This window comes from Methylobacterium tarhaniae, from assembly GCF_001043955.1.
Classification (GTDB): domain Bacteria; phylum Pseudomonadota; class Alphaproteobacteria; order Rhizobiales; family Beijerinckiaceae; genus Methylobacterium; species Methylobacterium tarhaniae.
In genome coordinates, this window is the sequence record NZ_LABZ01000014.1 from 1 (window position 1) to 10,443 (window position 10,443).

General features: G+C 60.8%; 8 protein-coding genes and 1 pseudogene. 4 read left to right on the plus strand and 5 right to left on the minus strand.

Going from position 1 to position 10,443, the window contains the following annotated elements; all coding sequences use genetic code 11:
- Window positions 1-924 (plus strand): ABC transporter permease (locus tag VQ03_RS02410; protein ID WP_048449264.1); only part of this gene is annotated, 924 nt, incomplete at its 5' end.
- A gap of 6 nt (window positions 925-930) precedes the next feature.
- The gene (locus VQ03_RS02415) at window positions 931-1,827 is read left to right on the plus strand and encodes an ABC transporter permease (RefSeq protein WP_048449265.1); all 897 of its coding nucleotides are present in this window, start codon (window positions 931-933) and stop codon (window positions 1,825-1,827) included.
- Between the two features lie 394 nt (window positions 1,828-2,221).
- On the opposite strand, the gene VQ03_RS31455 is transcribed toward VQ03_RS02415, so the two are convergent.
- The 5 genes from VQ03_RS31455 to VQ03_RS02440 form a co-directional block, all read right to left on the minus strand.
- Window positions 2,222-5,335, minus strand: coding sequence for a rhamnosyltransferase WsaF family glycosyltransferase (locus VQ03_RS31455; RefSeq protein ID WP_083467730.1), 3,114 nt, complete (start codon window positions 5,333-5,335; stop codon window positions 2,222-2,224).
- Between the two features lie 884 nt (window positions 5,336-6,219).
- Window positions 6,220-6,936, minus strand: coding sequence for an MgtC/SapB family protein (locus VQ03_RS02425; protein WP_048449267.1), 717 nt, complete (start codon window positions 6,934-6,936; stop codon window positions 6,220-6,222).
- 90 nt (window positions 6,937-7,026) lie between these two features.
- Window positions 7,027-7,590 (minus strand): NUDIX hydrolase, encoded by a 564-nt coding sequence (locus VQ03_RS02430; RefSeq protein ID WP_083467728.1) that lies wholly within the window; start codon window positions 7,588-7,590, stop codon window positions 7,027-7,029.
- 287 nt (window positions 7,591-7,877) lie between these two features.
- Window positions 7,878-8,339, minus strand: a complete 462-nt coding sequence (locus VQ03_RS02435; RefSeq protein ID WP_048449268.1) for a MarR family winged helix-turn-helix transcriptional regulator — start codon at window positions 8,337-8,339, stop codon at window positions 7,878-7,880.
- A gap of 179 nt (window positions 8,340-8,518) precedes the next feature.
- On the minus strand, window positions 8,519-8,884 hold the full coding sequence (locus tag VQ03_RS02440; protein ID WP_048449269.1) for a hypothetical protein: 366 nt from the start codon (window positions 8,882-8,884) through the stop codon (window positions 8,519-8,521).
- 220 nt (window positions 8,885-9,104) lie between these two features.
- Here VQ03_RS02440 and VQ03_RS02445 point away from each other — a divergent pair, with 220 nt between their 5' ends.
- Window positions 9,105-9,995 carry a C40 family peptidase gene (locus tag VQ03_RS02445; protein WP_048449270.1) on the plus strand — a complete coding sequence of 297 codons (891 nt, stop codon included), beginning with the start codon at window positions 9,105-9,107 and terminating at the stop codon, window positions 9,993-9,995.
- Window positions 9,996-10,209: 214 nt separating this feature from the next.
- Window positions 10,210-10,443, plus strand: a pseudogene (locus VQ03_RS02450) (helix-hairpin-helix domain-containing protein); the annotation flags it as partial.

Below are 10,443 nucleotides of genomic sequence, written 5' to 3' on the forward strand. Positions count from 1 at the left end.
CTCCCGGAGGCGGCGCCAGCCGTCTCCCCCCTGCCCGGCCTCGCCGCGACGACGCGGCGCCAGCGCCGCCTCGCCTATTGGCAGGCGATGCCGCTCGGGCTGGTGTTCCTGGTGTTCTTCGTGGTGCCGCTGGCGCTCACGCTGATCGTCAGCTTCTGGGAGTACAACGAGTACGAGATCATCCCGGCCTTCACGCTCCAGAACTACGCCGACGTGTTCGAGGGCTGCCTGTCGGGGGGCGACCTCTGCACCACCTTCCGGACCTACCTGTCGACGCTGAAGTTCTGCCTGCTCGGCTGGGCCGCGACGCTGACCATCGGCTTCACGGTGGCCTACTTCGTCGCCTTCCACGTCCGCTCGACGGCGATGCAGACGGTGTTGTTCCTGATCTGCACCATCCCGTTCTGGACCTCGAACGTGATCCGGATGATCGCCTGGGTGCCGCTGCTCGGCCGCAACGGCCTCGTCAACGACACGCTGCTGGGCCTCGGCCTGATCCGCACCCCGATCGAGGGGCTGCTCTATTCCGACTTCTCGGTGGTGCTGGCCTTCATCCACCTCGATACGGTGTTCATGATCGTGCCGATCTTCAACTCGATGATGCGGATCGACCGGTCGCTGATCGAGGCCGCAACGGATGCCGGCGCCACGCCGTGGCAGACGCTCTGGAACGTCATCGTTCCCCTGTGCAAGCCCGGCATCGCCATCGGGTCGATCTTCGTGCTCACCCTCATCATGGGCGACTTCGTCACCGTCGGCGTCATGGGCGGCCAGCAGATCGCCTCGGTCGGCAAGTTGATCCAGGTCCAGATGGCCTACCTGCAATTCCCCGCGGCCGCCGCCAACGCGGTGGTGCTGCTCGGCGCCGTGATGGTGCTGATCGCCGCGCTGACCCGTCTGATCGACCTGCGCCGGGAGCTTTAGAACAAAATGCGCCGCGACGGGCCCCGTCCCTTCTCGTTCTACGTGCTGGCGGCCTTCTTCGGGCTGTTCGTGCTCTTCCTCTACGGGCCGACCCTGACGATCCTGGCGCTCAGCTTCCAGGGCCCGCAGGGCGGCCTCACCTTCCCGATGAACGGGGTCTCGACCTTCTGGTTCTCGCGCCTCTGGGCCGGGCTCGGCGTCGTCGACATCTGGGCGGCGTTCCGGCGCTCGCTGGCGCTCGGCCTCGTGGTGACGGCGCTCACCGTCACCATCGCGTTCTTCGCCGGATTGGCCTTCCGCAAGGGGTTCCTCGGCCAGACGCCCCTGTTCTACGTCGCGGTGGCGAGCCTGATCGTGCCCTCGATCGTGGTGTCGCTCGGCATCGGCCTCGAATTCCGGCTGATCGACGAGGGCATCAAGGCGCTCGCCGCCTGGACCGGCTGGGGTTTCCTCCAGGACCACGGCACCGTGATGGGGCTGTTCACCTCCGCTCTCGGCGCCCACCTGACCTGGACCCTGCCCTTCGGCCTCCTCATCATGTTCGCGGTGTTCAACCGCTTCAACCCGGCCTACGAGGAGGCCGCCCGCGACCTCGGCGCCACCGGCCCGCAATCGCTCCGCCACGTCGTGGTGCCGATCATCCTGCCCTCTCTCGTCGGCGTCGCCTTGTTCGGCTTCACCCTGTCCTGGGACGAGCTCGCCCGCACCAGCCAGGCGATCGGCGGGCGCAACACCCTGCCGCTGGAACTCCAGGGTCTCACCACCACCGTGACGACGCCGGAGATCTATGCGCTCGGCACCGTGACGACGGGCGTGTCGCTGCTCGTCATCGGGCTGGCCTTCGGCAGCTTCCTGCTGATCCAGCGCCGGCAGGCTCGGCGGGTGACACTGTCCGGGGTTTGACAAGGCTATCGAGCATACCTGGCGAGTGTGCAACGTCCCGCATGATGGTCCAAAGCCCTTCAAGCTCCGAACCGGTCACTGCGTGCCGAACACGTCGGCATCGTAATGGCAAGCTTGCTCGCAACTTCGCCTCAGTCTTCGCCTTGGCCGCCATCGTCGCTTTCTGGCGCTGGTTGAGTTTCGCCCTCCGCACGGACCCCGATGGAATCTCCGTGCATTTTCGGCATGTTTTGATCGCTCGGACCACGGCGCTGTCGAGCGGACTCGTTGGAAAGCGCTGGCTGAGCCCGAACGGGTCTGCGCCGCCGGCGCCGGGCGCTGACGCACCGAACGCCTTCGCATCGACGTCTCGATGCGAAGGCGCGATGGTACTACACTCAAAATGGCTGTATCTTCACCGTCTATCGCTGCCTAAATTTTTAGATGGCTCATCCATTTTTGGAACCAGATTATTTCTTACATCGACAGATAATTTTTGTATCACGCCATCGATGTTTGACTGTCCATTGAAGAACCAATCAATCTTTGGCTTGCCGCGCCAACCGATGGCAGTATCAGAGAGCCAATCATGTGCTATCTTAGTCAGCTTTTGACTCACGTCACTGACACAAAATGTATCAAATGATGTTATATTATCGTGAAAATTTGACATATCCTTGTTGGCGCAGTTGTTTGTCAAGACAAGAACCCCAGCGCTTGCCAATTCCATGGGTGGATAGCTGGGGTGGGGAGACATCATCAGTGAAACGGCTAAGGCTGCGCGTGATGCGAGATCACCGTACTCCTCCAACGTCAACCTTCCGAGTACCCTGATGCGATCAGTACACCTCAAAATATTGCCATCGAAATCTTCGCCGATCGCAATAAATTGCCAATCCCTCCAAATATCCGTCCCATATTTTGTAAGATCACTAACGAGCATGTCGAGAAAGGGAAGGCAATTCCTGTCGGCATGAGGACGGGCGTACAATAAAACTATTTTTTCTTTTTGCCTGTTTCGCTGTATGTGCCTGTCAATTTGCTTGTTAATCCCAGGAAGCAGCACATGACCGCTTTTCAACGAAGTATTCTCTCTAAAGAAGCTCGCCAATATCTCAGTGTTAAAAATCGGTATTATAGCGCTAGAGTTACAATAAGTCCGCTCAGCAAGGGCAAACTTAGTAGACCTTGGATAAAAGCTGCTCTCGTAGTCTTGAATCAGGTAGACGAATTTTTCAGGCGTTTGTTTGAAAAATTTTCTTTGTTGATCCATAATATTTAGAGCACCGGCTGCGGTCCACCAAGCCGTAGCAAACAAGATATCATTTCTCCTAAAGAAAATTGGGGTCAGATAGCGTTGAGCACCATCGATAACGGTGTTCTGATTCGGGATATCGTCGTCGAAACATGAAACGACCCGGAAGTCCTTTGGTGCGACGTACTGGTTTGACATACTGATATTGGTTGCAATGACACGAGCATCAAAGATACCTTTCAAATCATGTGCCAGTTTCATAAAAATTTCGATTGCAGTTGCAGCTCCCGCATATCCCTTGTCTTGATCAATAACCGGAATTAATAAATTAATACGTGGCTTTTCGACGTCGCTCGGCCGAACCAAATAGTTTGTACACTCTGGATAGTACTTTCGCGTTACGCCAAGATCACGATCATTAGGGAAGAATCTATTCCCGATCGAACCTTTGCATTTCGATGGCTGGTCACTCAGCGTACATCCATCCGGATGATGAACGATCCACTCATGATCCGTCATTTCGACGAAATAGAAAAAGGCGCGCTCGATCGCATGCGCGAGAGTACCGTCGACTTGATCGGCCTCGGGATCAAAATGGTAATACTCAAGATTCAAATCCAGCAGCTTCTTCAATGCTTTTGTTTTGAACCAAAACATCGACCCACTTGGCAGATCGAGAATATGGCGTGGCGATATTTGCTCGCCACAAAGCAACATCAGCTGCTCGACGTTGTGGAAGTTTCCACCCCATTGGATCAATGGCTTGATGGGTGCAAAATGATCGGGCGCCACAGCGCCCACATCCGGACGGTCCAGGCTATCGAGGATAGCGGTGACGAGTTCCGGCGTGCCGAGATTCATGTCAAATAGATAATTTCTCCACTCGTCGAAGTCCCGACTGTAATGTTTCGATTTTTTCGTATGAACATGCAAAGCATAATCGCATGACTCAAGAGCATCACGGAATGTGACAAGCATAGGAGCGATGTCACGGCCGCGATTCGGAGCGACACGAATGACGAAATCGTGCCTCGATGTCTCTTCGAACACTTTTCTGATGATTTTTGCATCGATCACTGAGGACGTCGATATGTAAATTGTGCATTTTTCTCTTATATTATTCGTATATCTAACAATATAATCTGAAAGATCGCTATAAAAAATATGAGCAAATACGCCGATACGAACGTCTTGTTTCTGCCGATTAATTGTTTTGGCGTCTCCCGTTAAACGAATCACTCTCCGCGACGGCGGTAAGAGCTTCTGACTCGTGTCAGGGTCTCTCGGCCGACGCGGTCTCGCAGCCGAGTCGACGGAATGATTGAGATAATCGATCAGCGGGTTGGAATAGCGTCGATCTGGAAACTGCTCCCAGTAGAAATCCGGCTCAAACAAAGGATGCGGCTGTTTCCCTTCCCGCGCTCCAACCCGGGCGTAGTGGTATAAAGCTTCTGTGTCGAGCGATCTTACATCCGGATTATTTTGATAATAAAATTTCCTTGAGAACAAGGGATGTGGATCCACATTTTCGTGGCTGGCCAGATCAATGTATTGCACGAGTTCTGGATGATCGGAATTAGTTCTGCTCGATTTATTATTTTTTATGAAATACGCAACATCGAACATGACACTTGGACTAACTCCGCGTCCCTTCGTCAAGTAATGTTCGAGCGGGCTCAAGCCTTCACAGTCAACTACCAATCTATAATGCTCAGAGTCAAAAAGCGGGTGCGGATCGCGCGTGAAATGCCCACCGTATATGTAATCAGTGAGGCTGTTGACATCGCTCGGCAACCGATACGTTTCGACATACCAGCTGACGTCGAATAGTGGATTGGGATTATATCCCTTGGCATGTCCCTCGATCAAAAAATGATAGAATGGGTCAATATCCACCAGGTTTTTGATGTATTTATCTCTGTACCAACTGAGCCAAAATAACGGGTGCGGGTTATATCCTGCGCGCCATCCATGCTGAATATAATGCAACAATGGATTTTCATTAGGAATGTCGCCTAAATAATTCCACTTATACCACTTTGAATTAAACAGTGGATGTGGATCGGCTGCTTCGTATTTTACGAAATGCTCGACAGGATCCATGTCGGGGTCGGCCGATATGTTAGCATTTTTCACATACCAAGCATGCTCGAAGTAAGGGGATGGAGAAAGATTTTTGAAACGGCCGATATCGCGATAATGCTTTCGTAGTGATTCCTCGTGCATTGTCTGCCCGACGAGTGTTGCATACCAATCGCGATCGAAAATATCCATTTTATCCTCTGCCAAACTCAAGACGGCCGTGACCGCAAGCGATAAATTTTTTACTTGCACAACCTATCGTATCATCACACACATTCAATGCTCCTGTCGGTTTTTGTCATCGCTCGGAGACACAGCCTCCCTGTTTTCTCTCCGATGCGCAGCGCCATCGCGCTCTGCCTTGAGCGGAGTGTGATTACTAAAACATTGGGATCATTGATTTTTACGCCGGCATTGGCCGTTTGTCCATACCAGGACAATAGGGGTCGTGACGGCCACGACAGGGCGCAGCATGCTTGCAGCCAGAGGTCGGGTGTGACTATGGCGTGGCAAGGCGCGGGAACGCACGCATACTTTAGAACTGACCCGCCAAGTCCCAAGGTTGGTCGGTACAATCTTCCAGAAATCGATGCCACATACAAATCGTTGAGCCGTACAATTTGACGCCTCATCGATGACATTCACCCTGTCGATTTCTCCGATCCTAGCCCGCTTGCAATTTTCTTCTTCACTATTCGGTAAATACTATATCTCATCCTATCGCGAAATCGATATTTGCCACACCGGCAAAATTTCTCACTGAACGCGACTCGTGAGGCGATCCAATCAATTCATAATATTATTATGATTGACCGCATAATTTATACGAAAATAATTGAATGATATGCGGGTTTTGCTTCCTGATTTCGAAGTAGCGAGCAAATTGCCCATCTAAAATTCGATCGGTGTCTCCAGACCGATTAATGTCGACCAATTCATGTTACGTGATATCCTGTGCAGGCGAATAGCATTTGAGGAATGGTTAAGTCGCGAGGCCATTCATCGCCTGAATACAGATTCCATAAAAAGCGGATCGCCGCACTGGAACAAGCAAGAAATGTAAACCCGCATCCACCTCAATCCGTCGTCCGAACCGTCCAGGTCGCCCGCCGGATCCCCTCGGCGGCGCCGAGCTTGGCGATCACCGCGTCGATCTCCTCCGGCTCGATCGCCGTGCTGACCAGGGTGGCGACGAGCTCGACGTCGTCCTCGCCACGTTCCTCGACGTCGACCTCGCTCACCGGGTAATGGGCCGCCTCGAGTCGCTCGACCAGAAGGTCGCGCACCTCGGAGAGGCGGCCTGTATCGGTGGTGGCACGAACCTCGTAGGTCGCCTCCGCGTCGCGCTCGTCGATCGGGATGCGGTTGATGGCGTTGACGAGCGGTCGCAGCAAAGTGTTGCCGGCGAGCACGGCGGCGGTCACGAGGGCCGCCTCCGCGACGAGATCGACGCCCGACAGGGCCCCGACGGCGGCCGAGCACCACAACGTCGCGGCGGTGTTGAGGCCGCGGACGTTCATGCCCTCCTTCATGATCACGCCGGCCCCCAGGAAGCCGACGCCCGAGACCACGTAGGCGACGATGCGGATCGCTCCGTCGGCGTGGCCGATGCGCATGCCGAGATCGGTGAAGGCCGCCGCCCCCACCGCGACCAGCACGTTGGTGCGCAGGCCGGCGGTGCGCTGCCGGTACTGGCGCTCCGCCCCGATCAGGGTGCCGAGCACGAAGGCGCAGACGAGGCTCAGAGCCGAGTTGAGGAATTCGCCGGCCTGGAAAGCCTGGATGATCGCCATCGCGTCGCATCGCCCGTGAACAATGGGGGACCGAGCGCCCCGAATCCCGAGCCTATAGCGAGGCCGTATGACAGCCGGATTGCGGGAGCGTCAGGGCGCGCGGCCCGGCGCGCCCTTGGTGGAGGCGGCCTTTCCCGCCGCCCCCTTGCTCGCCCCATCCTTGGCTTTGGCCTTGCGGGCCTTCGCACCCTCGGCTCCGGCGGCGCGGATCAGGGCGGCGAGCCCGGCCTCGGTGACCGCCTCGGCTGCCTCGGGCACGCTGAACCAGCGCCCCTCGCGCTCCTGCTGCTCGGGCCAGGTCTTGAGCTGCTTGCGAACGTCGAGACGGAAGACCTGGACCTGGCAGAGCACCGTGTCGCGGCTCTTCAGGCGCTTGTGGTAGAAGTAGCTGCCGAGCGCCCGCCGGCCGACCCGACCGATCAGGCCCGCCTCCTCGTAGGCCTCCCGGGCGGCGGCCTCGTAGTTCTTCAGACCCTTCATCGGCCAGCCCTTCGGCACGACCCAGCGCCGGGTCTCGCGGGAGGTGATCAGCATCACCTGCAGGCTGCCGTCGGGCCCGGGCCGGACCGGCAGCACGGCGACCTGCCGACGCGGCTCGCCGTTGCGCTCCGACCAGCCGGTCAGCACGCTCGCCAGGGCCCTCAGGCTCTTCATGATCCTGCGCGGCCCGCGAGGGAGCGGCATCCCGGGCGGCGGGGCCGAAGGCTGTGGCAGGTCACGGGTGTCACGGCGCGGCGCACTCGCTGGTCCGGTCTTGAGCGCGAGGCCCGATGCGCCCCCGCGCGACAGATCCTTCGTTGGGAAAGCCCTCTCGGGCACGACGGGAGGCCGGTCCACCTCGCGGTGGACGGCACGCTCGCCTGTCCCTTTAAGCGGGATGGACCGGAACGCTCAAGCAGGATTTGTTAACCGGCAAACAAATTGCCGCGCCGGCCGCCGGTTCAGGCCTCGCCGCCGAGGGTGGCGATGAGGGCGTCGAGGCGGGCGCGCAGGTCCGCGATCTCGCCTTCCGACATCTTCAAGGTCTCGACGACGGAGCGGCGCACCGCCACCGCCTCGGCCTGCAGGGCCTGACCCTCGTCGGTCAGGCTGATCTCGACCTCGCGCTCGTCGGCCTGCCGCCGGGTCCGGCGCACGAAGCCCGCAGCCTCGAGCCGCTTGAGGACCGGGGTCAGCGTGCCGGAATCGAGCCGCAGGCGCCGGCCGATATCGGAGACGGTGAGCCCGTCGCTCTCCCACAGCACGATCAGCACGAGGTATTGCGGATAGGTGAGCCCCAGCCGCTCAAGCAGCGGCCGATAGCACTTCGTCATGCGGTGGGAGGCCGCGTAGAGCGCGTAGCAGAGCTGATTGTCGAGCCGCAACGCATCCACGCCTGACAGGACAGGCTCGAGAGAGTTCATGTTCACACCATACCGACGGCAATCGGACGCCGCCCTCGCCGCAGGATCCCCATGCCGCCAGCCTAACACGGGCAGGCGGACCGTCGAAGTCGCACCGAGGCGTTCGATGGTGAACAATACTCTCTCGGATACGACTCCATGTGCAACAGCATAAGATGGGCGTCCGGATCGCGGCCGCCTCAGCGCCGGCTGTCGAGAGGCGGGCGGGTGCGGCGCTCGACGAGAGGCCGGCCGGCCCGGCGCTCGACGATCACCGTGCGCGGGCCGCGCAGGCCGCTGCCGGTGCTGATGATCCGCTCGGGCGCCCGCTCGGTCTTCGGCTTGGCGGCCTGAACCTGGGCGGCCTGCAGGACGTGCGGGCGCACCTCCTCGGGGGGCAGGCCGATCAGGCCCGCGGCGATCTCGACCTGCTGCTCGATGTCGTCGGCGAGATCCTGCGCCGCAGCCACCGCCTCGGAGACGGTGGGGGGCTCCTTGCGCACCCGGATCGGCGGCAGGTTGCGGGGCTTGTCGGTCGGCTTCTTCACGGTGCGGCTCATCATCATGGGTCGACCATAGCGCGTGCACGGCTATTGTTGCAGTGCAACACGCGCATGTCCAACCCGGCGCCGCTGGAATGGTTGCGCGTCGCTTACGGTTAGCGCCCGGTCACGGCAGCGGAAATCGGCGCGGCTTCCCTTGCGGCCGCCGCCTCGGGCATAAGGTCGCAGGGTGCATCCCCGCCGGCTTGCCCGGACCGGACGGGCCTGAGACACTGCGACCGCCATGACCGACCTCCCTCGTCTCGATCCGCGCCTGACCCCTGCCCGGCCCGACCTCGCCGACGAGCGTCTGCGCGGGCAGGTCGAGGCGGCGCGCTACGTCCCCGGCCAGCCGCACCGGATTGCCGCGCCGGTCGCACCGCTGCGTCGCGCGCCCGATCCGGCGGCCGGCCTCGACAGCGAGGCGCTCTTCGGCGAGGCCGCGACAGTGTACGACCTGCGCGACGGCTGGGCCTTCGCGCAGCTCACGGCGGACGGCTATGTCGGCTACCTCCCGGCCGAGGCGCTCGGGCCGGCCGACCCGGCCCCCACCCACCGGGTCTCGAGCCTGCGCACCTTCCTCTACCCCGCCGCCGACCTGAAGCGCCCGGCCCTGGCTGCGCTCAGCCTCGGCGCGCGGGTGACGGTCGCGGCGCAGGAGGGGGCCTATGCGCGGCTCTCCGACGGGCGCTTCGCCTGGGCCGGGCACCTCGCGCCCCTCGAGGCGATCGAACCGGATTTCGCCGCGACGGCTCTCCGCTTCCTCGGCACGCCCTATCTCTGGGGCGGCCGCAGCAGCCTCGGGCTCGACTGCTCCGGGCTGGTGCAGACGGCCCTGACGGCCGCCGGCATTCCGGCTCCCCGCGACAGCGACCAGCAGGAGGCCGCCCTGGGCGAGACGGTGCCGCTTTGCCCCGATCTCGCCGGCCTGCGCCGGGGCGATCTGGTGTTCTGGCGCGGCCATGTCGGGATGATGCTGGACGAGTCCCACCTGATCCACGCCAACGGCCACCACATGGCGGTGGCGATCGAGCCCCTGGCGGAGGCGGAACGGCGCATCCGCGCCGGCCGGACCGGGCCGGGCACCGGGGATGGGGCGATCCGGGCGATCCGGCGCCTGGCCTGCGCCACCTGACGCTGCTGCCGGGTCGTTCGGCGCCCCGACATTCAGCCTGATCTTGAGGAAGGCCTGTCCGACGGAACCGGCCATCCGGCGCAAATCCGTGGACATCCGGCAGGATCTTGGCCGCACAGGCTCGCGGGCGCCTCGCGCCTGCCATAACCCGTTGTAGGATGGGGCCGACGGCCGCCACCGGCCCTCGCTCGAGCCCTGAGGACACCCGCCCGCGATGCTGACCGGTTCGGCCATCACCCGCGCCCTCATCATCGTCGTGCTGGCGGCCGGACTCGCTGGCCTGTGGCAGTTCCTGATGCCGCGCGCCACCGGCCCGCACGTCTCCGAGCCGCCCAAGCGGACCGAGGCCGGCCAGGGCGCGGCGCCGTCCGCCTCTCCCGCGCCGGAGGGCGGAAACGGGGACGCGGTGCGCTCGGTCTATCCCGGCCCGCGCCCGGCCGAGCCGCCG

Excerpts from the sequence above, each read along its gene's own strand:
- VQ03_RS02415 (WP_048449265.1), top strand. The coding sequence starts at position 931 with ATGCGCCGCGACGGGCCCCGTCCCTTCTCGTTCTACGTGCTGGCGGCC.
- VQ03_RS31455 (WP_083467730.1), bottom strand. The coding sequence starts at position 5,335 with ATGGATATTTTCGATCGCGATTGGTATGCAACACTCGTCGGGCAGACA.
- VQ03_RS02425 (WP_048449267.1), bottom strand. The coding sequence starts at position 6,936 with ATGGCGATCATCCAGGCTTTCCAGGCCGGCGAATTCCTCAACTCGGCT.
- VQ03_RS02430 (WP_083467728.1), bottom strand. The coding sequence starts at position 7,590 with ATGAAGAGCCTGAGGGCCCTGGCGAGCGTGCTGACCGGCTGGTCGGAG.
- VQ03_RS02435 (WP_048449268.1), bottom strand. The coding sequence starts at position 8,339 with ATGAACTCTCTCGAGCCTGTCCTGTCAGGCGTGGATGCGTTGCGGCTC.
- VQ03_RS02440 (WP_048449269.1), bottom strand. The coding sequence starts at position 8,884 with ATGATGATGAGCCGCACCGTGAAGAAGCCGACCGACAAGCCCCGCAAC.
- VQ03_RS02445 (WP_048449270.1), top strand. The coding sequence starts at position 9,105 with ATGACCGACCTCCCTCGTCTCGATCCGCGCCTGACCCCTGCCCGGCCC.